Annotated in this window: 27 protein-coding genes; 6 read left to right on the plus strand and 21 right to left on the minus strand. The window is 73.3% G+C overall.

The window, feature by feature from the left end; all coding sequences use genetic code 11:
- Positions 1-154: 154 nt before the first annotated feature.
- From IF09_RS0108790 to IF09_RS0108800, 3 genes are all read left to right on the plus strand, one after another.
- Complete coding sequence (locus IF09_RS0108790; RefSeq protein WP_030293678.1) at positions 155-823, plus strand: maltokinase N-terminal cap-like domain-containing protein; 669 nt, start codon at positions 155-157, stop codon at positions 821-823.
- Between the two features lie 72 nt (positions 824-895).
- Positions 896-1123: a DUF6296 family protein gene (locus IF09_RS0108795; protein ID WP_030293680.1), complete on the plus strand. Its 228-nt coding sequence runs from the start codon at positions 896-898 to the stop codon at positions 1121-1123.
- 278 nt (positions 1124-1401) lie between these two features.
- Positions 1402-2790 carry a L,D-transpeptidase gene (locus tag IF09_RS0108800; RefSeq protein WP_234320923.1) on the plus strand — a complete coding sequence of 463 codons (1389 nt, stop codon included), beginning with the start codon at positions 1402-1404 and terminating at the stop codon, positions 2788-2790.
- Between the two features lie 61 nt (positions 2791-2851).
- On the opposite strand, the gene IF09_RS0108805 is transcribed toward IF09_RS0108800, so the two are convergent.
- On the minus strand, positions 2852-3520 hold the full coding sequence (locus IF09_RS0108805; RefSeq protein ID WP_030293684.1) for a DUF4360 domain-containing protein: 669 nt from the start codon (positions 3518-3520) through the stop codon (positions 2852-2854).
- Positions 3521-3584: 64 nt separating this feature from the next.
- Positions 3585-4229, minus strand: a complete 645-nt coding sequence (locus tag IF09_RS0108810; protein WP_030293686.1) for a DUF4360 domain-containing protein — start codon at positions 4227-4229, stop codon at positions 3585-3587.
- 282 nt (positions 4230-4511) lie between these two features.
- On the opposite strand from IF09_RS0108810, the gene IF09_RS0108815 reads away from it, so the two are divergent.
- The gene (locus IF09_RS0108815) at positions 4512-4889 is read left to right on the plus strand and encodes a low affinity iron permease family protein (protein ID WP_030293688.1); all 378 of its coding nucleotides are present in this window, start codon (positions 4512-4514) and stop codon (positions 4887-4889) included.
- A gap of 51 nt (positions 4890-4940) precedes the next feature.
- On the opposite strand, the gene IF09_RS0108820 is transcribed toward IF09_RS0108815, so the two are convergent.
- From IF09_RS0108820 to IF09_RS46855, 8 genes are all read right to left on the minus strand, one after another.
- On the minus strand, positions 4941-6869 hold the full coding sequence (locus IF09_RS0108820) for a serine/threonine protein kinase (protein ID WP_030293690.1): 1929 nt from the start codon (positions 6867-6869) through the stop codon (positions 4941-4943).
- A 153-nt stretch (positions 6870-7022) separates the two neighbouring features.
- Positions 7023-8843 carry a complex I subunit 5 family protein gene (locus tag IF09_RS0108825; RefSeq protein ID WP_030293691.1) on the minus strand — a complete coding sequence of 607 codons (1821 nt, stop codon included), beginning with the start codon at positions 8841-8843 and terminating at the stop codon, positions 7023-7025.
- Positions 8844-8847: 4 nt separating this feature from the next.
- Positions 8848-9195: a sodium:proton antiporter gene (locus IF09_RS0108830; RefSeq protein ID WP_030293692.1), complete on the minus strand. Its 348-nt coding sequence runs from the start codon at positions 9193-9195 to the stop codon at positions 8848-8850.
- A complete protein-coding gene (locus IF09_RS0108835; RefSeq protein ID WP_051832245.1) occupies positions 9195-9995 on the minus strand; it encodes an MnhB domain-containing protein in 801 nt (266 codons plus the stop codon). The genes IF09_RS0108830 and IF09_RS0108835 overlap by 1 nt, the downstream gene beginning before the upstream one ends.
- Positions 9992-10309, minus strand: a complete 318-nt coding sequence (locus IF09_RS0108840; protein ID WP_030293695.1) for a Na(+)/H(+) antiporter subunit B — start codon at positions 10307-10309, stop codon at positions 9992-9994. Before IF09_RS0108840 ends, IF09_RS0108835 begins: the two co-directional genes overlap by 4 nt.
- The gene (locus IF09_RS40015; RefSeq protein ID WP_037634333.1) at positions 10302-10613 is read right to left on the minus strand and encodes a monovalent cation/H(+) antiporter subunit G; all 312 of its coding nucleotides are present in this window, start codon (positions 10611-10613) and stop codon (positions 10302-10304) included. Before IF09_RS40015 ends, IF09_RS0108840 begins: the two co-directional genes overlap by 8 nt.
- 1 nt (position 10614) lies before the next feature.
- Positions 10615-10935, minus strand: coding sequence for a monovalent cation/H+ antiporter complex subunit F (locus tag IF09_RS0108850; RefSeq protein ID WP_063607334.1), 321 nt, complete (start codon positions 10933-10935; stop codon positions 10615-10617).
- Positions 10932-11408, minus strand: coding sequence for a hypothetical protein (locus IF09_RS46855; RefSeq protein WP_030293699.1), 477 nt, complete (start codon positions 11406-11408; stop codon positions 10932-10934). The genes IF09_RS0108850 and IF09_RS46855 overlap by 4 nt, the downstream gene beginning before the upstream one ends.
- Before the next feature lie 193 nt (positions 11409-11601).
- Here IF09_RS46855 and IF09_RS0108860 point away from each other — a divergent pair, with 193 nt between their 5' ends.
- Positions 11602-12441, plus strand: a complete 840-nt coding sequence (locus IF09_RS0108860; RefSeq protein WP_030293701.1) for a class II glutamine amidotransferase — start codon at positions 11602-11604, stop codon at positions 12439-12441.
- A gap of 156 nt (positions 12442-12597) precedes the next feature.
- A complete protein-coding gene (locus tag IF09_RS44485) occupies positions 12598-12789 on the plus strand; it encodes a hypothetical protein (protein WP_030293703.1) in 192 nt (63 codons plus the stop codon).
- A gap of 8 nt (positions 12790-12797) precedes the next feature.
- Here IF09_RS44485 and hypE read toward each other — a convergent pair whose 3' ends face one another.
- The 11 genes from hypE to IF09_RS0108920 all read right to left on the minus strand — a co-directional run bounded on the left by hypE (position 12798) and on the right by IF09_RS0108920 (position 22470).
- Entirely contained in the window at positions 12798-13787 is a 990-nt protein-coding gene (gene hypE, locus IF09_RS0108870; protein WP_418953029.1) for a hydrogenase expression/formation protein HypE, read from the minus strand.
- Positions 13788-13875: 88 nt separating this feature from the next.
- Positions 13876-15009 (minus strand): hydrogenase formation protein HypD, encoded by a 1134-nt coding sequence (gene hypD / locus IF09_RS0108875; protein ID WP_030293707.1) that lies wholly within the window; start codon positions 15007-15009, stop codon positions 13876-13878.
- Positions 15006-15365, minus strand: a complete 360-nt coding sequence (locus tag IF09_RS40020; protein ID WP_030293709.1) for a HypC/HybG/HupF family hydrogenase formation chaperone — start codon at positions 15363-15365, stop codon at positions 15006-15008. Before IF09_RS40020 ends, hypD begins: the two co-directional genes overlap by 4 nt.
- Positions 15334-17718 carry a carbamoyltransferase HypF gene (hypF, locus tag IF09_RS0108885; protein WP_051832246.1) on the minus strand — a complete coding sequence of 795 codons (2385 nt, stop codon included), beginning with the start codon at positions 17716-17718 and terminating at the stop codon, positions 15334-15336. Before hypF ends, IF09_RS40020 begins: the two co-directional genes overlap by 32 nt.
- Positions 17718-18476 (minus strand): hydrogenase nickel incorporation protein HypB, encoded by a 759-nt coding sequence (hypB, locus tag IF09_RS0108890; protein ID WP_037634335.1) that lies wholly within the window; start codon positions 18474-18476, stop codon positions 17718-17720. Before hypB ends, hypF begins: the two co-directional genes overlap by 1 nt.
- Before the next feature lie 3 nt (positions 18477-18479).
- Positions 18480-18887 (minus strand): hydrogenase maturation nickel metallochaperone HypA, encoded by a 408-nt coding sequence (hypA, locus tag IF09_RS0108895; protein WP_030293713.1) that lies wholly within the window; start codon positions 18885-18887, stop codon positions 18480-18482.
- 132 nt (positions 18888-19019) lie between these two features.
- Entirely contained in the window at positions 19020-19127 is a 108-nt protein-coding gene (locus tag IF09_RS48440) for a DUF6893 family small protein (protein WP_418953027.1), read from the minus strand.
- Positions 19128-19137: 10 nt separating this feature from the next.
- On the minus strand, positions 19138-19668 hold the full coding sequence (locus IF09_RS0108905; RefSeq protein WP_030293714.1) for a hydrogenase maturation protease: 531 nt from the start codon (positions 19666-19668) through the stop codon (positions 19138-19140).
- A complete protein-coding gene (locus IF09_RS0108910; protein WP_030293716.1) occupies positions 19665-21104 on the minus strand; it encodes a hypothetical protein in 1440 nt (479 codons plus the stop codon). Before IF09_RS0108910 ends, IF09_RS0108905 begins: the two co-directional genes overlap by 4 nt.
- Positions 21101-21802 carry a DUF6084 family protein gene (locus tag IF09_RS0108915; RefSeq protein ID WP_030293719.1) on the minus strand — a complete coding sequence of 234 codons (702 nt, stop codon included), beginning with the start codon at positions 21800-21802 and terminating at the stop codon, positions 21101-21103. Before IF09_RS0108915 ends, IF09_RS0108910 begins: the two co-directional genes overlap by 4 nt.
- Positions 21799-22470 carry a DUF5947 family protein gene (locus IF09_RS0108920; protein WP_051832248.1) on the minus strand — a complete coding sequence of 224 codons (672 nt, stop codon included), beginning with the start codon at positions 22468-22470 and terminating at the stop codon, positions 21799-21801. The genes IF09_RS0108915 and IF09_RS0108920 overlap by 4 nt, the downstream gene beginning before the upstream one ends.
- Between the last annotated feature and the right edge of the window lies 1 nt (position 22471).

Raw genomic sequence — 22471 nt, forward strand, 5'->3', positions numbered from 1 at the left:
GTCAACGCCAACTCCGTTGAGTTTCCTGCCTGTTCACCGTGGATGCACAGTCCGTGGCCCGGATGCCGCCCGCGCTTCGTGCGGACGTAACCTGAGGCACCGGGTGACACCGCTGGCAGGATGATCACCAGTCGACCGAGAGAGGTGCCGCACCATGGCCGTCGTCCACCGGACCACGATGACCCCGGGCAAGCTGGAGCTGCTCGCTTCCTGGCTTCCCACTCAGCCCTGGTACCAGGGCCCGGACGCGGGAAGTGCGCCGCGGCCGGCCAAGGCCGGGGGCTTCCGGCTCGACGACCCGCAGGGCGAGGTCGGGATCGAGTTCATGGCGGTCACCGACGGTGCGGGAGACCGGCCGGTCACGTACCTCGTGCCCCTCACCTACCGCGGAGCCCCGCTCGACGGGGCGGAGCACGCCTTCATCGGCACCTCCGAGCACGGGGTGCTGGGGCGCCGGTGGATCTACGACGGAACCCACGACCCGGTCCTCGTCGACCGGTTGTACGCGCTCGTGCTCGGCGAGGCCGAGGCGCAGGCCCAGAGCGAGAGCGACACGCCCGACCCGTCCGTCACGGGCTGGTCCGCGGGCGCCGCCCGCCCGGGGCCTCTCTCGGTCCTGGAGGTGTCCGGCGGTCCGGACACGTCCGATGTGCGCGTGCAGACCTCCGCCGGGAAGCTGACCATCAGCGTCCAGCGCGTCCTGCGGCCCGTACCGGCGCAGGCCGACACCGCCACCGGGCAGCTGCTGGGGCACGTCACTGCGGACTGGAGCCTGCCGGACGGCACGAGGGCCCGCGGCCGGTACGCCATCGTCCACGCGTAGGCGGCGCGCGCCGGGCGTTGCGCGCATCATGGTGGTGGGGAAATCCCTTTCGCCCGGCAGAGGAGGGCGCGGATGAGTTCCGAGCGCTACGAGCTGGTGTTTTCCGAGGGACCGGAAACGAGCGAGGACGTCGTCGTGGTGACGGCCACCGGCCAGGCCGGTCCGGGCGGCCACCCGGTCTACACGGACGCGACCGGCATCGTCCGGGCGGAGATCAGCGACCAGGACGAGGTACGCGTCCTGGCCTCCGGTGGCGGCCAGAACCCGGCCCGCGTGGTCCGGGTCAGGCCGCTGCCCTGAATGCGCGCTCTCGGCGGGACGGTAAAGGGCGGCCCGGCCGCGGACGTTGCCGCGTTGCTCCGTTGCTCCGTTGCTCCGTACGAGTTCTCTTGCGTGCCCGTTCGGTCGCACGCTCCGAGCGCATGATCATCATTTAGCCGCGCAATCGTTTTGATACTCCCATCGGGCCGTGGGCGAGCTGGGAGGGCTGCGTGGCGATGTCATCGACGCACCGTGGACAACAGGAGCGAAAGGCGAGACGGGCACGAAGGATCAGGGCGTGGAGTGTGGTGGCCGCCGTGACCGGCGCCGTCCTCGTCGTCGTCGCGGCGCCGGACCGGGCGCCGGAGCAGGACGGCAAGGGGTCGGCGGCCGGCGGCCCCGACGCCTCCGTGACCTTGCTGGTCGGCCGGGCCCTGGACGAGGGGGAAGGCGGCATCGCCGCCCGGTGCACGGTGGAGGGCTTCCGGGACGGCCTGTGCACCGGCTGGCGGCAGCAGCGCGTACGGGCCACCGCCCGGGGCGCCGGGTCGGTGTTGCGGGGCCCCGCGTCCCGCGAGGCCGACGGGTCGGTTCGTACGGTCGTCCTCCCCACGAACGCCGGCGGTCCGCTCGAGATCGCGCTCGCCGAGGCGGGTCAGCTCACGGACGTCACCGTCCGCGACGGGCACGGGCGCTACGTGGCCGGCGCACTCGCCCCGAAGAACCGCCGCTGGGCCAACACCGAGCCGCTGCGCGCCGGCGAGCTCTACACCGTACGGGTCGGCGCCCAGGACGCGGCCGGGACGCCGGTCGGCGCCACCATGGCATTCCGGACCGCGCCGCCTCCGGACGGGGGCAGGCTCACGGTGGAGTTCGGGCCGAGGCCCGGGACGTACGGCGCGGGGCAGATCGTGACCGCCGCCCTGAGCCGGCCGGTTCCCGCCACCGACCGGACCGCCCGGGCACGGGTGGAGCGGGCGCTCCAGGTGACCTCGGAGCCGGTGGTCGAGGGCGGCTGGCACTGGGTGGACGACTCGACGCTGCACTATCGCCCCCGTACGTACTGGCCGGCGCACGCCGAGGTGCACGTGACGAGCGGTCTCGACGGGGTCGAGGTCGGCGAGCACGGCTACGGCGGCCCCTCGGACTCCACGGAGTTCACCATCGGGGACCGGATCGAGGCGGTCACCGACTCCGCCGCCCACGAGATGACCGTACGCCGCAACGGCCGGGTCATCCGGACGATCCCGGTCACCACCGGAAAGGAGGGGTTCCGGACCCGCAGCGGTGTCAAGGTCGTGCTGCGCAAGGAGTACCAGGTCCGGATGCGCGGGGACACCGTCGGCATCAGACCCGGCACGAGCGAGTTCTACGACCTGCCGGTGTTCTACGCGACGCGGGTCACGTGGAGCGGCGAGTACGTGCACGCCGCGCCCTGGTCGGTCGCGTCGCAGGGTGAGGAGAACGTGAGCCACGGCTGCACCGGCATGAGCACGGCGGACGCCGCCTGGTTCTTCCAGACGGTACGCGAGGGGGACATCGTGCAGGTGGTGAACAGCGGCGGCGAGCCGATGGCGCCGTTCGACAACGGCTTCGGCGACTGGAACCTGGACTGGCGGTCCTGGCAGGCGGGCAGCTCCCTCACGTCCGTGCCCGTCCCGGCGGTGTCGCGCCATGCCTCGTCCCGGCTGCGGCCCCTGACATGACGGCACGATGAGGCATGCGCTGTACCCGGCGGATCCCCCGGGTACAGCGCGTACCGGCTCGTCAGGGGTGCCTCGGTGTGGGGCAGACCTGCCAGGCGAGGTGGTAGAGGGTACTCACGCTCGCGTCCGTGGAGTCCATGGCCATGAAGCTGGTGGAAGTCTGCGGGTTGGACGTGCCCGCATTCACGCGCAGTTCCGTATTGATGTTGAAGTTTCGTTTCTCTCCGCACGGAGCCCAGACCAGATCCGCGTACTCCGTCTTGTCGCTCGCCTGCCAGTTGTCGTTGTGCGGCCCGTTGAACTGATGGGTGCGCTGTGTGGTCTGGGGCATTCCCTGGAAGTAGTAGTTCGCGCGCTCCTGCCCCCATGCCCCGGGCTGGAGGAATGCGAATCCGCGGTAGTCCGCCTGGACAATCGCATAGGTGAATCCCGAAGGAACGTGGACGCGGAGATTGAGCTGGCAGTTCTTGCGGAATGCCGTCGGCGGCGCACCGGGGCCCACCTGGGCGAGGTACTCACTGTAGGTGACCGTGAAGGCGGTGTTGTCCGGGGCGACGGCCACCTCGGCTGTGCCTTCGCGACAGCCGGATCCGTTGACCGTGGCGAGTTCGATCACGATCTTGTCGGGAGGCGCGGTGATCTGCGGGGTGGGGCCGGCGGCACCGGCGGACGTCGTCGCCGAGGCGATCAGCACGGCCGCCGCGCCGCCGGTGAGCAGGGTACGAGACAGGGAATGAGACATCGTTGTCACTCCTGATCATCGGTCGGTGTGTCCTGCGCTCGCTCACGCCGCGTCAGACCGCGGGGCATTCCTTCCACGCGAAGTGGTAGATCGTGCCGACACTGCCGTCCGTCGAGTCCATGCTCATGAAGCTCAGGGCCTGCGGGTTCGACGTCCCCGAGTAGACCCGCAGTTCGCTGTTGACGTTGAGGTTGCGCTCCTCGCCGCAGGGCGCATAGACGAGGTCCTGGTACTCGGTCTGGTCGCTCGCCTGCCAGTTGTCGGAGTACGGGCCGTTGAACTGGTGGGTCGTACGGGCCGTCTGCGCCATGCCCTGGAAGTAGTAGTTCGCGCGCTCCTGGCCGTAGGCCCCGCGCTGGAGGTGGGCGAAGCCGCGGTAGTCGGCGCGGGCGATGGCGTACGTGAACCCCTGCGGTACGTGGACCTGCAGGGCGAGCTGACAGTTCTTGCGGAACTCGGTGCCGCCGGAACCGGCGCCGGCCTGGGCCAGGTAGTTGCTGTACGTGACGGTGAACGACGTGTTGTCGGAGGCCGCGGCGACGCTCGCGGTCCCCTGCGGGCATCCTGATCCGTTGACGCCGACCACGTCGACGGTGATTCTTCCGGGCGGCGTGGATGCGGTATGGGCCTGAGCGGGCAGGGCCAGGGCGGATAACGCCGCGACCGCCGCGCCGACGGTGAGTCTGCGGAGCAACATCTTCGTTTCTCCATTCATTCGTCCCGCGGAGACATTCGTCCTGCGGAACCGGAATTCGCCATGCACATGCCACCACAGTGGGTGCGTGCTGGGAAGGACGCGATATGGACAACGCCCCCGGCCCGCCCGCCCTGGCCGAATTCCGCAATCCCCGCAGCAGTCCCCCGCCCCCGCCCATCAGCCCCGCTCCCCCGCCCCGCCCGGGAAACCCGGCGCACGGCCGTGGCACGACAATGACCGGAAGGAGCGTGTGCGGGCGTACGGGCTGGGCAGGCGCAGGGCATGGCGTTGCAGCACCCGGGGGAACGCAAGCGCGAGGGGCGTGCCGCCCGCTTCGAGAAGCTGGCCGAGCTCGCCTCCAATTTCACGAGCTCCGCCGTCTTCTCCCTGCTGTGCGTGCTCCTGGTCGCCGGTTACGTGGTCACCCACGTGGCGGGGCTGTCCACGGAGTGGCAGCACCTCGCGGGCGACGCCATGGCTGCCGTGTCCCTGCTGCTGCTCGCCCTGCTGAAGAACTCCGAGCGCCGCGCCGAGCACGCCATCCAGCGCAAGCTCGACGCGATCGCCGCGGCCCTGCTGGAGCAGCAGGAGGGCAAGGAGGGCGAGAGCAGGGCCCGTGAGGACCTGGAATCGGCCATCGGCATGGAGGAGCGGCTGTAGAGCCGGGAGGGCCCGCGCCCGGGGCACTCGCCGCGCGAGTGCCCCGGAGCCTCAGCTCCTCTTCTTCGGCTCCTCGGCGTTGCGCCAGATCGTGAGGTCGAGCGTGATGTAGTTGCTCGGGTCGTTCGCGCCCGACTTGCCGCGGTACGTCGCCACCGCGATGTGGCCCGCGTCGCTGAGCACGCAGACCTCCGTCCCGTCCGAGAGCTGGTCGAGGCCGATCTTCTCGGTGTAGCGGGTTTCGGCGCGGCAGGTCTCCAGCGAACCCTTCTGGGAGTTGTTCAGCACGACCAGCTTGCCGTTGTTGGTGCCGAGCTTCGTGTCCCCGAAGAGGGTGTCGACGTAGAAGTAGAGGTCGCCGTGGTTGTACATCACGCCGGCGTTGCCGCCGGTGGCGGGGCGCGGCGGGTTGTCGGCCAGCATGAGCTGGTAGTTGGCCGTCAGGTTGATGCCCTGGTACGAGGCCGGGGCGGGGTCGGAGCGCTTCTGGCCCTTGTCCTGGGAGCCGCCGCTGGGGGCTGCGGCGCTCGGGCTTCCGCCCGTGGAGGCCGAGCTGCCCTTGGCCTTGTCGTCGGAGCCGTCCGGCAGCAGGGAACCGATGACCGCGAGGCCGATCACCGCTGCCACCACGGCTCCGGCGATGATCAGACCCTTCGGCTTGCCCTGCGGCGCGGGGGGCGGGTACCCGGGGTGGTGGGCCGGCGACGGGGTCGGGTAGCCGGCCACGTACCCGGGCGGCGGGGTCTGGTAACCAGGGTGGGTCTGGTGGCCCGGCGGCGGGGTCTGGTAGCCGGGCTGGGTCTGGTAACCGGGCGGAGGCGTCTGGTAACCGGGCGGCACCGCGCCCGGAGGCACGGGAGCAGGCGCGGCACGCGGCGGAGCGGAAGGCGCCGCGCCCGGAGCGACGGGAGCGGTCGGTGCGTGCGCCGGGGCGGCGGGTGCGCTCTGCGTCGGCGCGGCGGCCACGCCAGGAGCGGACGGCGGGTACGGTGACGCGCCCTGCGCCGGAGGCTGCGGGGAGACTTCGGTCGGCGTCGGGGCCACGGCGGGCTGCGGCGGCGGGGTCTTCGCCGGTTCGGGCAGTTGGAGGCGCTCGGTGATGGACCCGGCGACCGCCTGGGGCAGCCAGTCCTCGCCCTGGCGGAGCGGGACGGGAGAGAGGTCGTGGCACATCTGGATGACCTCGGTCAGGGTGGGCCGGTCCGCCGGGTCACGGCTGAGGCACCGCGTCACGAGGGGCCGCAGCTCCTCCGGCAGCGCGCTGAGGTCGGGATCCTCGTGCACGATGCGGTACAGCACGGCGTGCGAGGACCCCTCACCGTAGGCGGGCGAACCGATCGCCGCGTACGCCACGATCTGGCCGAGGGCGAAGATGTCGGTGCCGGCGGTGACCGTACCGGCGGAGGCCTGCTCGGGTGCCATGAACGCGGGCGTGCCGACGCTGACGCCGCTGCCGGTCAGGGAAGTGGCGTCCGCCGCACGGGCGATGCCGAAGTCGATCACGCGCGGACCGTCGGCGGCGAGGAGTACGTTCGCCGGCTTCAGGTCACGGTGGACGATGCCCGCGCCATGGATGACGTGCAGCGCCTCGGCGACCCCGACGGTCAGCAGCAGCACACTGCGCAGCGGCAGCCGCCCGTGCCGGGCCACGGCGTGCGCGAGGGAGGGGCCCGGCACGTACGCCGTGGCCAGCCAGGGCTGGGAGCCCTCGGTGTCGAAGTCGATGACGGGCGCGGTGTAGAGGCCCTGCACCCGCTGCGCCGCCCGCACTTCCTGCTGGAAGCGCCGCCGGAACTCGGGGTCCTCGCTGAACTCGGGCCGGATCACCTTGAGGGCGATGGGCCGCCCGCCCGGCGTATAGGAGAGGTACACCTTGCCCATCCCGCCCGCGCCCAGCACGGCGGTCAGACGGTAACCGCCCACCGCGGCCGGGTCGTCGGGCCTGAGCGGCTGGAAAAGGTCGCTGGAAGGTGTACTCATGAAAATCCATCCCCTGTCACGGCAGTTCAGCCCGCCGAAGCCCCGAAGCCAACCGAGAGGGTACCCAACTTCGTGGCCCGTCCTCGTCGCCCGGCCACCCTAGCCGTCCCGGGTGAGCGCGTTGCCGTCGCCGCCGTCCTCGCTGACGGACGGTCATGCCCCCTGCGCCTGGAGGGCAACGGCCAGCAGGAGTGCGGCCATGCCCACGGCCAGCCAGGCCAGGTAGTCGCCGACCAGCCCCGAATGCAGGCGGCGCAGCGGCAGGACCCCGGCGGCCGCCACCCGCCGCAGGGCGGCCCCGCCCGGCCACCAGAGCGCGGCCCCGGCCAGCAGGCAGGCCAGGGCTGCCGAGGCCACGCCGAGTCCGGCGCCCACCCCGGTCCACTGCGTCGCGACCGCCTCCGGGGCCGCGCCGCCCCGGAGGCGGTCGCCGCCCACGGCCGCGGCGTAGCCCGCCCGGTCGGTGAAGAGCTCCGCGCCGTGGCCCAGGCTCTCGGCGACCGCCGGTACCGTGCCGACGAGCAGGCCCAGGAGCAGCAGCGCGGCCGGCACCGCGACCATGGGCGGACGCGGTGACTGCCGGGCGGCGCGCACCTCCGGTTCCTCCCCCTCCCCGGTGGTCTCGGCGTCTGCGGGTGCCGTACGCGGGGGCGGCCCGGCTCCCCAGAAGATCCGGGCCGTGGCGCGCAGCAGCGCGGCTCCGGTCACCGCGGAGGTCAGGAGGAACACCGGCAACAGCGCATGGCCCGCCGCCTCTTCGCCGAGCGCCTTGCCCAGCCCCGCGCCGAACGGCGGGAGTCCGGCCAGGACCAGGGCGCCCAGGGCGAACAGCAGGCCCACCGCCCGGTGGGCGCGCGCCTTGCCGTGCAGCCCGTGCTCGTCCACCGATCCGTACTGGTCGAGCAGGACCCCGCACAGCCCGAACAGCGCCGCCTTCGCGCAGCCGTGGCCGGCCACGTACACCGCCGTGGCGCCGGTGCCGGCCGGGGTCAGGAGGGCGACGCCGACGAGGAACAGCCCGACGTGGCTGACGGTGGAGAAGGCCAGCATCCGCTTCAAGTGCCGCTGCGGCCAGCACATGAGGGCCCCGAGCAGCGCGGTGACGACGCCGACCGCGACGAAGGTGGCCCGGAACGCGGTGTGCGGGATCCCGCCGGGCCCGGAGAACACCGCCCAGTACACGCGGGCGGCCCCGTACACGCCCAGCTCGACCATCACCCCGGACATCAGCATGCAGACCGGTGTCGGGGCGACGGCGTGCGCATCGGGCAGCCAGAAGTGGAAGGGTGCGGCCGCGGCTTTGACCAGGAACGCGGTGACGACGAGGACGAAGGCGACCACCGTCAGGGCGTCCGTGGGCTGCCCGTCGAGCCGCTCCCCGAGCCTGGCGAGGTTGAGCTCCCCGGTACGGGCGTACAGCATGGCGATGCCGAGGAGGGAGCCGTACGCGGCGAAGGAAGTGACGATCCCGAAGGTGAGGGCGCCCTGCAGCGGCCTCGGGTCCTCGATGCGGTAGCCGGTGAGCGCGAACGCGGCGACGCTCATGAGCTCGAAGAAGACGAAGGCGTTGAACAGGTCGGCCGTCAGCGCGAAGCCGACCATGCCCGCCTCGAAGAGCAGGATCAGCGCGGGGAAGACCCCGGCCCGGTCCCCGGCCGGCTCGTCGAAGTAGCGCCAGGAGTACACGATCACGGCGAGGACGAGCACCGCGGCGAGCAGGGCCAGTCCGGTGCCGAGCGGGTCGGCGAGCAGGACGATCCCGATGTCCGCGGGGTGTCCGCCGATCCGGGCGGCCGCCCGGTCCGCGGTGTGCGGCCACAGGGCGACCAGGCAGCCGAGGCCGGCCGCCGCGGTCGCGGTGGCGAGGAGGTCGCAGCCGAGCCGGGGCAGCCACCGGCCGGCCACGGCCAGCAGGACGGCCCCGATCAGCGGGATCGCGACGGCCAGCGGGAGGAGCGCCTCGGCGTCCGCCACGGCGTCAGCCCTTGAGCGCGGTGAGCGCCCGGGGGTCAACCGTTCCGTGGCGCTTGCGCAGCTGGATGGTGAGGGCGAGCAGGAGGGCGGTCACGGTGGCGCCGACCACGATGTCCGTGAGGGTCAGGGCCTGGACGACCGGGTCGACGACGGGCCGGCTGCCGGGCTCGAGGTCGCCGTACACGGGCGCGGTGGCCCCACGGCGGTATCCGACGCCCAGCAGCATCAGGTACGTGGACGACTGCGCAACGGCGAGGCAGCCGATGGCGTGGATGAGGTTGCGGCTGGTGACCAGCCCGTACAGGGCGGTCAGCAGCACCCAGCCGGAGGCCAGGAAGGGCAGGACACCCATCAGTTCTCGTCCTCCTGCGGAGCGGTGGCGGACCGGCGGTGGGGGCGGCCCCCGGGACGGGGGTGGTGCCCGTCCGGCTCCGTGATCTCGACGGCCTGGTCGAGGAAGTGGGCCAGGAGCACGATCAGCCCGCAACCGACCTCGATTCCGACGGCCACGTTGAGGAGCGGGACGAGGCCGCCCGAGGTGATCTGGTTGAAGGAGCCGAAGGGCAGGACGTTCTCCAGGAACGCGCCGCCGGCCGCGAGGCCCGCCAGACCCAGCGCCGTGAACGACACGGCGGCCAGCGCGTCGGTGACGTCGAGGGCCTCGAGCGGCCGGACCCGTTCCAGGACCCGGTAGTCGGCTGCGAGGTAGGCCAGGTGGAGGGCGGTGGCGAGGACGACGCCTCCCTGGAATCCGCCGCCGGGCGTGAGCTGCCCGTGCGCCACCACGTACACGCCCACCACGAGGGCGACGGGCAGCAGGACGGCCCCGAACAGCCGGGTGGTGGGCAGGGCACGCTCGCTCCGGGGCGGCGCCTTGCGCTCGTCACGGGCCAGCCGCAGCAGCAGGGTCGAGGCGAGGACGGTGACGAAGAGGATCGTCTCCTCACCGAGGGTGTCGAGCGCCCGGAGGTCGAAGTTGACCGAGGACACCACGTTGGCGGTCTGGCGGGCCAGCGCGGCGGCCACGGCGCGGTCCCCGTACGGATGGAAGCCGGTGCCGAAGGCGGGCAGCCGCGGGCAGGCGGCGGTGAAGAAGCCGGCGATCACCGCGGCGGCGCACCCGAGGAGCAGCAGCCGGGTCCGGTCCCTCACGGCCGGTCCTGCGGGGCGTGGCGACGGCCGTCCCGGTCGCCGTGCTGCCCGCGGTCCTCGGGGGCGGACTCCTCGGCAGGCGGGCGGCGGACCTTGCGCGCGGTGAGCAGGATCAGCAGCGGTGTCAGCGCCGTGCCGACCGCGAGCTGCGAAAGGGCCACGTCAGGGGCCTGGAGTACGACGAACAGAAGGGTCAGCGCGAACCCGAGCACGGCGAGGGCAGCGGCCTGGCGCACGGGCTCCCGGCACAGGACGGCGAGGGTCGCGGCCGCCACGACGAGCAGCAGGGCGACGGCGGTCAGTGCGTCATCCATGCGGGGGCCGGCCCTTCTGCTCCTCTGCGGTGGCCTTGCCCACGGCGATGGTGGTCACGGTCCCGCCGACGGAGAACAGCAGCCCGATCAGGAGGGTCTTCACGGCTGCCCGGCCCGCGCCCTGCTCCAGGGCCACGGCGCAGGCGATCAGCGGTACGCCGAGCCCGTTGGCGGGGGCCAGCGCATGCAGCCGTTCGAGGCTCCCGCGCAGCAGCACCAGTGCTCCCGCGCCCGCGAGGAGGCAGGTGACGCCCAGCCACAGCAGTACGGACGCCGCCACGTGCGCCACGTGCGCCACGGCCATCTCAGCCGTTCCCGGCGTCCGCGTCCGGACCGGCGCCGGCTCTGGCGCCGGCTCCCGCTCCGGCGCCCGCGAAGCGGGTGAAGACCAGCACCCCGGCCGGCGACAGCACCGCGCACACGAGGGCCACGTCCTGGTAGGAGGACCGGCCGTACGCCATGGGCAGCAGCAGGAGCACGGCGCCCGTCACCGTGCCCGCCATGCACAGCCCTGCCAGCCGCCGTACGGCACTGCCGCGGGCCGCCGCCCACAGGCAGGCGGGCCAGGCGGCCGCGAGCAGCACGAGCGAGGCCGCCGACCAGGCGGGAACCGGGACGGCGCTCACCGCGTGCCGTCCGGGCGGGCCACCGCTCGCTCCGGGCCGCCGGGGGCCGTCGCGGGCCGGAAGGTGTGCACGACGGCCTCCGCGCGCCCGTCGTCCGGGAGGTCGGTCACGCAGGTGTCGGCGGACCATCCGAGCGCCACCCCGGCCCACCCCGGGTCCGCCCCCTCGCGCAGCCGGATCCGCCGGGTCCGGCCCCTGCCCGCGCCTGCTCGCGGCCTGGCCAGTACACCCACCAGTACGGCGAGACCCTGCGCGGCGGCCAGGGGCAGCCCGACGACCGCCCGCAGCGCCCCGGAGGCTCCCCGGACCCGCACGTCCGCCGTCCGCCGCACCAGCCTTGCCGTCACGGCGGCACCGGCCGCCGCGGCACCGGCCACCAGGAGTTCGACGGGTCCCGGTGAGCTGATCGACACCAGCGTGGCCCCCATCAGCACCGCCCACCACACCAGGATCTCGACCGCCGTGCCGCGCACCTGTCTCCCCTTCCCTGGGCCGCAGACACAGATTCTCGGCACCGGTCCGCCACCCGCGCCCCGGACCGGCGCCCGGCGCGGGAGATGTCACCCGTGCGGGTCAAGCCCGCCGATGCGGCCGCGTGACAGCCACGGAGCAGCGCGACTCCGGCCGCGATAGGCTCGTACGAGCCTCAGGAGAGGAATGATGCTGATGTGCCGATGGCTCGCCTACTCCGGTTCGCCGATGCTGCTCGACGCGGTTCTCTACCAGCCGGAACACTCGCTGATCGACCAGAGCCTCCACGCCCGGATGGGTGTCGAGTCGACCAACGGCGACGGTTTCGGCATCGGCTGGTACAGCGTCGACGGCGGGGCGACCCCGGCGATCTTCCGGGACATCGGGCCGGCCTGGAACAACCGCAACCTGCGGGAACTGGCCGCGCACGTCCGCTCGACGCTGTTCTTCGCCCATGTCCGCGCCTCCACCGGATCGGCGATCCAGCAGACGAACTGCCACCCCTTCCGGCACGGCCGCTGGCTGTGGATGCACAACGGCGCGATCACCGACTTCCACCGTCTGCAGCGCGACTTGTACATGGCCGTCGACCCGGCCCTGTTCTCGTGCATCGAGGGCTCCACGGACTCCGAAGTGATGTTCTACCTGGCCGTCACGTTCGGCCTCGACCAGGACGTCCCCGGTGCGGTCGCCCGGATGGCTGGCCTGGTGGAGCGGCTCGGCAAGGAGCACGGCGTCGCGGACCCGCTGCAGATGACGATCGCGGTCAGCGACGGCGAGCGCGTGTGGGCCTTCCGCTACTCCAGCGCGGGCCAGTCGCGGTCGCTCTACTACAGCAGCAAGGCCGAGACCGTACGGCAGCTGTACCCGGAACTGCCGTTCCTGCGGGAGGTCTCCGACGCGACCCGGCTGGTGGTCTCCGAACCGCTGGGCGACCTCCCTGGCGTGTGGAACGAACTCCCCGAGGCGAGCTACGCCGTCGTGCCCTCCACGGCGACGGAGGACTACCTCCCCTTCATCCCCGAGCTGCCCTGATGTCACGGATCACCGCCGCAGGATGACCCCGTTGCGCGCGCCCTCAGGGGAGCGGGCGCAGGAGGTGACGGTCGCCGACCGGGCGATCCGGCAGGTCGGCGGGCCGGCGGCGCTGCCGTTCCCGACACCAACGGCTACCGCGGCACGGCGGGCGGCATGACCACCCAGCGGGCCGTCAAGCGGGCGCTGGACGTGCTCGCGCCGGGCGGGATCGTACGGATGCACGTCGGTTCGCTCGACGGGCAGGGCCCCGTGCTCGACGTACAGGCCCTGCCGCAGATCATCGACGCGGTCCGCTCCCGGGGCCACCGGATCAGCGACCTGCGCACCCTGCCGGCCAATCCGTAGGGCCCGCCTCAGCAGATGCGGGGCAGCTGCTCACCGATCGGCAGGTCGACCACGCGGGTGCCGCCGAGGCCGGTGCGGGCCACGACGAGACCCGGGTGCGCCTCGACCGCCTCGCCGATCACCGTGGCGCGGCGGCCCAGCGGGTGGGCGCGCATGGCGTCGAGGACGGCGTCCGCGTGCTCGCGGGGTACGAAGGCGACCAGCTTGCCCTCGTTCGCCACGTAGAAGGGGTCGAGGCCGAGGATCGCGCAGGCGTTGCCCACGGCCTCGGGGACCGGGACCCGGCCCTCCTGGATGACGACCCCGGTGCCCGAGGCTGCCGCGATCTCGTTCAGGGCGGCCGCCAGCCCGCCGCGCGTGGGGTCGCGCAGCACGTGCAGGTCGGGGGTGACGGCGAGCATGGCCTGGACGAGCCCGCCCAGTGGTGCGCAGTCGCTCTTGACGTCCACCCCGAATTCGAGGCCCTCGCGGACGCTCATGATGGCCACGCCGTGCAGGCCGATCTCCCCGCTGACGATGACGACGTCACCAGGTACGACGCGCTGCGGGCGCAGGTCCACCCCGTCGGGGATGAGCCCGATGCCGGCGGTGTTGAGGTAGATGCCGTCGCCGTGACCGGCCTCCACGACCTTGGTGTCACCGGTGGCCACCTCGACTCCCGCGGCGCGCGCGGCCGCGCCGAGGGCCTCGGCGACTCGGGCCACCACCGAGATCTCCACGCCCTCCTCGAGGATGAACCCGCAGGAGAGGTAGGCGGCGCGGGCCCCGCTCATGGCCAGGTCGTTGACCGTGCCGTTGACCGCGAGCTCGCCGATGCTGCCGCCGGGGAAGAACAGCGGCCGCACCACGTACGAGTCGGTCGAGAAGGCCAGCCGGGTCCCGCCCAGGGTGACTGAGGCGGAGTCGCCGAGCTGGGCGAGCACCTCGCCGCCGAAGGCGGGTGCGAAGACGTGCTGGACGAGCTCGGCGGAGAGGGCGCCGCCGCCTCCGTGGCCCATCACCACCCGGGGGCGGTCGCGCAGCGGGGCCGGGCAGGTCCAGCCGGTGACGTCGAGTGCGGTCGCGGACACGGCGTCGGACACGGTCTCAGACAACGGGGCTCGCCTCCAGCGGTGCGGTCCGGGCCGGCGCGAGGTCGAGGCGCCGGTAGAGGTAGTACGCGGCGCAGGCGCCCTCGCTGGAGACCATCGTGGCGCCGAGGGGGGTGCGCGGGGTGCAGGTGGTGCCGAAGGCCTCGCACTCGTGCGGCTTGATCAGGCCCTGGAGGACCTCACCGCTGCGGCACTCGGCGGGTTCCTGCGTGGCGATGTCGGTCACCGAGAAGCGGTGCTCGGCGTCGTAGTCGCGGTAGCGGGCGGACAGCCGCCAGCCACTGGCGGGGATGACGCCGATGCCGCGCCAGGCGCGGTCGGTGACCTCGAAGACGTCCTCCAGCATGGCGAGGGCGGCCGGGTTCCCCTCCGGGCGGACGGCTCGGGCGTAGGCGTTGTCGACGGTGTGCTCGCCCCGTTCCAGCTGCCGTACGGCCCGGCGTACGCCTTCGAGGATGTCCAGCGGTTCGAAGCCGGTGACCACGATCGGAACGCGGTGGCGCGCGGCCAGCTGCGGGTACTCCCCCATGCCCATCACGCTGCACACGTGCCCGGCGGCGAGGAAGGCCTGCACCCGGCAGCTCGGGGAGGTCATGATCGCCTCGATGGCCGGGGGCACCCGGACGTGGGAGACGAGGAGGCTGAAGTTGGGGATGCCGAGCTTCTTGGCCTGATGGACCGTCATGGCATTGGGCGGCGCGGTGGTTTCGAAGCCGATCCCGAAGAACACCACCTCGCGCGCCGGGTTCTGCTGTGCGATCCGCAGGGCGTCGAGCGGGGAGTAGACCACCCGTACGTCGCCGCCCTCGCTGCGCACCTGGAAGAGGTCGCGGCCGGTCCCGGGGACGCGGAGCATGTCGCCGAACGAGCAGAAGATCACCTCGGGGCGGGAGGCGATCTCCAGCGCCTTGTCGATGACCTCCAGCGGGGTCACACACACCGGGCAGCCCGGGCCGTGGATCAACTCCACCTGTTCGGGCAGTAGTTGGTCGATCCCGTGCCGGATGATGGTGTGGGTCTGGCCACCGCAGACCTCCATCAGCGCCCAGGGCCGGGTGACGGTGGCGTGGATGTCGTCGAGCAGGCGGCGGGCCAGCTCGGGGTCCTGGAATTCCTCGATGTACTTCACTGCTGCTGCGCCTCCTGTACGGCGTCCCCGGTGTGCGGCTGCTGCGCGATGTCGTCGGCGAAGGGCCAGTCCCCGTCACCTGCGCCCGCCTCGGCCGCGGCCCGCTCCCAGGGATCGCCGAACTCCTCCTGGAGCACGCCGAGCTGGGCGAAGAGTTCGAGCGTCTGCTTGGCCGACTCCTCGTCGAGGCGCTGCAGGGCGAAGCCGACGTGGACGATGGCGTATTCGCCGACCTGCAGGTCCGGCAGGTATTCGAGGCACACCTCCTTGACCACTCCGCCGAAATCGACGGTCGCCATGCGGGTGCCGTCCTTCTCCCCGATGTCAAGCACTCTGCCGGGTACCGCCAGGCACATGGCCCTCTCCTTGCTGTGGGTGGTGCGGGGCACAGGCCGCCACCATGAGCTGGCCGAGGGCCAGCCCGCCGTCGTTCGGCGGGACGCGGTGGTGGCGCAGTACGGTGAAGCCGCGCTCGCGCAGTCCGCGGGCGCAGGCGGAGGACAGCACGGTGTTCGCGAACACCCCGCCGGTCAGGGCGACGGTGTCGAGCGCGTGCCGCTCGCGTGCGAGGACGGCCTGCGTGCACACGAGGTCGGCCACGGCCGCGTGGAAGCGGGCGGCGATCAACGCCCGGGTCGTACCCGCCCGTACGTCGGCCACGACCGCCGCCAGTACGGGGGCCGGGTCGGCCGTGACCGGGCTCTCGCCGCGCGGTCCCCCGAGGTGCAGCGCGAAGGCGTACCCGCCGTCCGCCTCCGTCCCGGAGCCCGCGAGCGCCGCGCTCTCCAGCTCGATGGCGGCCTGGGCCTCGTACCCGGCGTGTTGGCAGACGCCCGCCAGGGAGGAGACGGCATCGAAGAGGCGGCCCATGCTGGAGGTCGGGACGCAGTGCAGTTCGCGCTCCAACTGACGCCGGAGCAGTCGCAGTTCGTCGGGCGGACAGGCTTCCGTGCAGGGCAGGTCCGGGTCCCAGTCGAGCCCGGCGGCGCGCAGATGGGACAGGGCCATCCGGTACGGCCGGTGCACGGCGGCATCGCCGCCCGGCAGCGGGACGTAGGCGAGGTGCGCGAACCGGGTGTACCCGGCGTAGTCCGCCAGCAGCACCTCCCCGCCCCAGACGGCCCCGTCGTCGCCGTATCCGGTGCCGTCGAAGGCGACGCCGATCACCCGGCGGGCGCCGTCGAGGCCGTGTTCGGCCATCGCGGACGCAAGGTGCGCGTGGTGGTGCTGGACTCCGACGACCGGGCGGCCGGCGGCCCGGTCCCGGACCAGGCGGCCGGAGCGGTAGCCGGGGTGCCGGTCGGCGGCGAGCAGTCCGGGGCGTACGCCGGTGATGGACTCCAGCTGCTGCTCGGCGCGTTCGAAGGCGTACTGCGTGGCCAGGTCGTCCATGTCGCCGATGTGCGCGGACAGCCAGGCCTTGCGGCCCTCGCCGAGGCAGAAGGCGTTCTTGAGGTCTCCTCCGGCGGCGAGGGCGGCCGGTACGGGCAGCGGCAGATCCAGGGGCAGCGGCGCGTATCCGCGGGAGCGGCGCAGGGTCAGCACCTCGCCGTCGCAGACGCGCACCACGGAGTCGTCGCACGGGACGTGGATCGGCCGGTCGTGGGTGAGCCAGCCGTCGGCGAGCCGGGCGAGCCGGTCCAGGGCCTCGGTGTCGTCGGTGACGATGGGCTCGCCCGACAGGTTCCCGCTGGTCATGACGAGCAGGCGGGGGCCGGGCGGGTCGCCGGGCAGGCCGAGCAGCAGGTGGTGCACGGGCGTGTACGGGAGCATCACGCCCAGGTCGGGGCCGCCCGGGGCGACGGCGTCGGCGACGAGCTCCTCGGCGGCGGCTCCGGGGCGGCGGCGCAGCAGGACGATGGGCCGGACGGGCCCGTTGAGCAGCTCCCGTTCGGCCGGGCCGAGGTGGACGAGGTGCTCGATGTCGGCGAGGTCCCGGGCCATCAGGGCGAACGGCTTGTCCCCGCGGGCCTTGCGGCGCCGCAGCTCGGCCACGGCGCCGGCGTGCCCGGCGTCGCAGGCGAGGTGGTAGCCGCCGAGGCCCTTGACCGCGAGGATCGCCCCGTCGGCCAGCAGCCGGCGGGCCCCGGCGACCGGGTCGGCGTACGCCACCTCGCGCGGGGGCGAGCCGGCGAGGAGCCGCAGCCGGGGTCCGCAGGCGGGGCAGGCCACCGGCTGGGCGTGGAAGCGCCGGTCGGCGGGGTCGGCGTACTCGCGGGCGCAGTCGGGGCACAGGGGGAAGCGGGCCATGGTGGTGTGCACCCGGTCGTACGGGAGCCCTGTGACGATGGTGAAGCGGGGGCCGCAGTGCGTGCAGGTGATGAAGGGGTGCCGGTGGCGCCGGTCGGCGGGATCGGCCAGCTCCGCGAGGCAGTCGGCGCACGTGGCCACGTCCGGGGAGACGAGGGTGCGTGCGGGTCCGCCGGACCGGGAGGCGACGATGGTGAAGCCGGCGCCGCCTGCGACGGGGACCTCGCAGTGGTCGACGGCGTCGACGACCGCCAGGGGCGGGGCGTCGGCCGCGAGCCGCTCGCAGAAGGCCGATACGGCCGCCGGTGCACCCTCGACCTCGGCGACGACTCCCTCCGGGGTGTTGGTGACGTGCCCGGCGAGGCCGAGCCCGGTCGCGCGGGTGTACACGTACGGCCGGAAGCCCACGCCCTGCACCACTCCGCGCACGACGACCCGGCGGCGCTGTACGGCTTCCATCAGCGGGTCGGCACCACGGCGGAGTGCGAGTGGCCCCCGGCGTGGTGACCGTGATGGTGGTGCGTGGGGTGCTGCTGTGCCATGACCGGGGCGTGCACCGCGCCACCTGCGCCGGCCGCCAGCGCCCGGTCGAGCAGGATGCCCGCGCCCTCGCCCGTGCGGGCCGAGGTCAGCACCACCTCCACCCCGGGGTTGACCTGCTGGACGTGTGCGCGGAAGGCGGCTTCGTCGAATTCCACGGCCTGTGCGATGTCCGTCTTCGTCACCACGACGAGGTGGGCGAGCCCGAACGCCGTCGGATATTTGAGCGGTTTGTCCTCCCCCTCCGTCACCGAGGCCAGGACGACGCGCAGCGTCTCCCCCAGGTCGTACGAGGCGGGGCAGACGAGGTTGCCGACGTTCTCCACGAACAGCAGCCGGGTGTCCTCGGGCATCCAGCCGTCGAGGTGCCGCCCGAGCATCCCGGCCTCGAGGTGGCAGAGCCCGTCGGTGAGCACCTGCTTGACGGGGACGCCAGAACGCGCCAGTCGCAGCGCGTCGTTCTCGGTGGCGAGGTCGGCGGTCAGCGCGGCGACGGGCACGCCGCGCTCGCGCGCCAGGCCGAGTTCGCGCTCCAGCAGGGCGGTCTTCCCGCTCCCCGGGCTGGACAGCAGATTGACCACCGTGGTGCCGCGGGCGGTGAGTTCGGCGCGCAGGGTGTGCGCGGCCGAGTCGTTCTTGGCGAGGACCGCCTGCTTCAGGTCGACCACACGGCACATGGTTCAGCGCTCCTCGGAGATCGGTTCGCGGGTGGGGGCGGGGGGCCGGTCGCAGGCGGGGCCGTCCTCCCAGTGCACGCTGAGGATCTGCAGCTCGCGTCCGGCGAGGAGTTGGACCTCCGTGGCCTGCCCGCAGCCGGGGCAGACCAGCCGGGGCGGCATGCCGACCGCCCAGTCGCCCGTGCAGGAGCGGCAGTGCGCGCGGGCCGGAACGGGCTCCGTCACGAGCTCGGCGCCTTCCAGGAGCGTTCCGGCGCAGGCCAGTTCGAAGCAGAAGGCGAGGGCGTCGGGCACCACCCCGGCCAGCTCACCGACCTGGAGCCGGACCGAGGTGACGGCGCCGGCGCCGCCGGCCTCGGCGGCTTCCTCCACCTGGGCCACCACGGCCATGGCGATCGACATCTCGTGCATGGGACTCCGTCCTGCCGGGCCTCATTAGACCGGCCGGCACCGTACGGGGCGGTCGGGCACGCCGACGCGCCGACGCCCCGTACGCCATTCGGGCGCCGGGGCGGTCGCACATGAGGGGTCTGCAGTCACGGGTCACATGCGGCGGATCTTCAGGTAGCGCTGGACGTCGGGGAGCACCACGCACAGTGCTGCGGCGAGGGCGGCGGCGGCCGCGCCGCCGATGATGGTGGCCTTCTTCATGGGGTTCTCCTCAGTTGGCGGTGGCGTTGCGCTCTTCGTCGAGCAGCTCCTGGTCCGGTCGGCGGACCAGGTCCAGGACCATCCGTACGGCCTCCGGGACGGCTGCGGCCACCGGGGCGCTCAGCCCGATGCCCTCGTCCAGGCAGCCGGGTTCGCAGCCGACGACCCAGATCCGCCGGGGCGGTGTCCCGCCGGTTCCGGCGCACAGTGTGTCCAGCAGGGCCAGCACCGCGTCGGGCGACATCTGGTGCCCGTCGAGTACGGGGCCCTGCGGGGCGATGGAGCCGGCTTCGGCGGCCTCGATCAGGTACAGGGTGCCGGGGGCTCCGCCGCGCGCGGTGGCGTCCACCAGGACGAGCGTGTCGTAGCCGTCGAGGAGTTGGTAGGCGAGGTGGACCCCGCGTACGCCGATGTCCACCACCTCGACGTGCTCCGGCAGCCCGCACCCGGGCTCGGCCAGCCTCCGGACGGTCTCGACGCCGAAGCCGTCGTCGCCGAGGAAGACGTTGCCGATGCCGGCGATCAGGATGCGGCCGCTCACGCGTCCTCCAGGGGGGCGACCTCGTCGGGCTGGAAGTACAGGAACCGGCCCTGTTCGCGGCGGATGTCGGCGCCTGGATCCCCTTCGACGGTGACGGCGAGGTGCACTCCGCCGTCGACGTCGTGGAGGACGGCCTCGACCTGGGCGGCGGCGCCCTGGAGGAACAGGTCCTGGGCGTCGGTGCGCCGCAGGCCCGGGCGCAGCAGGACCCTGCTGCCGGGGCCCACCGAGGTGCCGTCGATCAGGATCCGGTCGCGTGCCGGGTCGGCGGGGTCGGCGTGCGCCGGGTCCCACCAGGGGGTGTCCGGCCTGAACACGGCGTCCTCGTCGAAGAGTTCGGGGAACGATCCGGGGGCGGGCGCACCGGGGTCGGTGATCTCCCGCAGCGCCCGGACGGCTCCGTGCAGGCGTTCCAGCACCTCCGGGGGCATGGTCTCGGCCAGGTCGATCACGGCGGCCGCCCGGGCGTCGGTCCCGCGGGCCTCCCGCTTCTCCTGGTCGGTCAGGGCCGCCGTGCGCAGGGCGAGGATCTCGTCGATCTCGGTGGCGTCGTACATGGCCCCGATGCTCTCGGGGGCGATGCCGGGATGGTCCTCGAGGATGATCGGCGAGGAGAGGACCACGTCGGCGCTGCCCGGTTCCCCGGCGAGCACGGGCCAGGTGTGCAGGTTGGCGCAGGTCGCGACGGCGGGCTTGGCCCACTCGGGCGGGTCGGTCATCGAGAGGAAGGATCCGGCGCTGAGGCCCAGCAGGAGGTGGGCCGCGACGAGTGAGCGCGGCAGGGCGGCGTCGCGGTCGGCGGCGTCGGCCCCGTCGGCGCCTTCAGCGCCCGGTGTCCAGTCGCTCGTGTTCTCGACCACCACCGTGAGCTTGAACGCCCGGTACGGACCGGCCAGTTGCTCGGCGCGCAGCCGTAGCACGCCGTCGGCCCGCTCGGTGCGCCGGACCAGCCGGCCCACCACCCCGCCGTCGGCGCCGAGGACGGGTTCGGTCTCCTCGCGGGCCGGCCGGACGAAGGGCAGGGAGACCTCGGCCTCCTCCAACTCGGCGACGGGGACCGTCATCTCGACCCGTTCCTCTGTTCCCTCGTCCCAGGGGACCAGGACCCGGTCGGGCAGGTGCAGTTCGGGCACGGCCGCGAACGAGCCGTCCGGGCGGGCCTCTTCGACCGTACGCCGCTGCGCGTGCAGGAAGCGCAGCTCGACGGCGAGGGTCGCCGCACCGCGCGGTTCCATCACCAGCTCGGTGCGCTGGAAGGAGTGCTCGTCGTGCGCGGGCCCCCACGCGGGCGGGACCAGTACGCCGAACTGCCAGCGCAGCCGGTTCTTCGCCGCCGAGGCCCGGTACGGGTAGAGCACGTAGCCCTCGAAGAGGACGGCGTCGGCCACTTGGCGGGCTACGGCGAACCGGGGTTCGGGCAGGGCCGTCGTGGTCATGGGGCCGTCCTCTCGGCGGCCCGCGGCAGTACGGCGCCGGCCCAGGCGGGGTCCGGGGGCGGTGGTTCTGCCGCCACGGCCGCGTCGAGCAGGGACCGTACGGTCGCCTCCCAGGAGGCGAGTGCGTGCCGGGAGCGGTAGGCGAGCAGGTCGGCCATGGTGTCGCGGGGCAACCGCAGCCAGCCGCAGCCCGGGAAGTGCTGCTCGACCATCTCCCGCCACACCTCTGCGGGCATCCGGAACGGGGCTTCGCGGTCCCAGGGGACGGGCTCCACCCGGAAGCCCCCTGCGCCGGTGAAGGCCGTGCCGGAGAACAGCATCAGCAGGGGTGCCTCACCGTCCTCCAGGGCGCTGAGGTAGCGGCCGGCGGCGATGTCCATGTCGTACGTGCACGGTACGACGACGTCGGTCTCGGTCTCCCCGGTGAAGCTGGGGACCATCACCGCGACCTGCGCGAACTGGAGGGGCTGCAGGGTGGTTCCCCAGCGGGCCCGCTCGCCGAACAGGTCGTGGAGGGCTGCGGCCTCGCCGGTGCCGTAGCTGCGCCGGGCCGGCTCGATGCGGATCTGGCAGCGCAGCGCGAGGGCGTGGACGCGCTCGTCGGCGGCGGTGGTGATGCGCAGCCGGAACACGAGGGTGGGGCCGGCCGCGTACGGGTCGGCGCGCACCCCGGTGCAGGCGAAGGTGAAGTCGGTCATGCCCGCCCCTCCCCCGCCGCGGCGGGGACCTTGGCCCGGCGCTCCACCTGCGCGAAAAAGGCGTTGAGCGCGGCGCGGGCCTCGGCCCCGCCGTCGAAGCCCTGCCACAGCAGCCGCATGCGCCCCACCAGCTCGTAGCAGATGTCGATGGGCACGAGGTAGCACTCGGTGCGTCCCTCGGCCCGGCGCAGCAGCAGCGCCTCCACGTCGGGTTCGAGCAGCGCGGCGAGTGTCCCGCCGCCGAGTACGTGCTGCCAGGTGGCCGGGTCGAGTTCGCTCTCGGTGGCTCCGGCCGGGCTCGGGTAGAGCGCGACCAGCCGGTCGAGGGCGGCGTTGCGGAAGAAGAAGGCGACGCCGACCGGGATCTGCAGCTGCTCCCAGGCGCCCTCTTCGAGCCGGTGCTCCGGGTCGGTGAGGTAGCGGTCGGGGACGGCGCGGAAGCGCCCGGTGGCGGCGCCGGGCCGGTCGAACAGGAGGGCGCACGCGGTGCAGGCGCAGACCAGCGCCCGCTTCTCGGTCTCCACCAGGTGGCGGTGGCCGTCCTCGGGCACGGCCAGCCCGCACAGTTCGCAGCGCTCGGGCCGGGGCGGCCGGGGCCCGGTGAACCGGCGCAGGCCGCGCGGGCCGCTCAGCCCGGCCGGACCGGCGGAGCCCGTGCGCGGCTCCACC

This window comes from Streptomyces katrae (genome assembly GCF_000717655.1).
Classification (GTDB): Bacteria; Actinomycetota; Actinomycetes; order Streptomycetales; family Streptomycetaceae; genus Streptomyces; species Streptomyces katrae_B.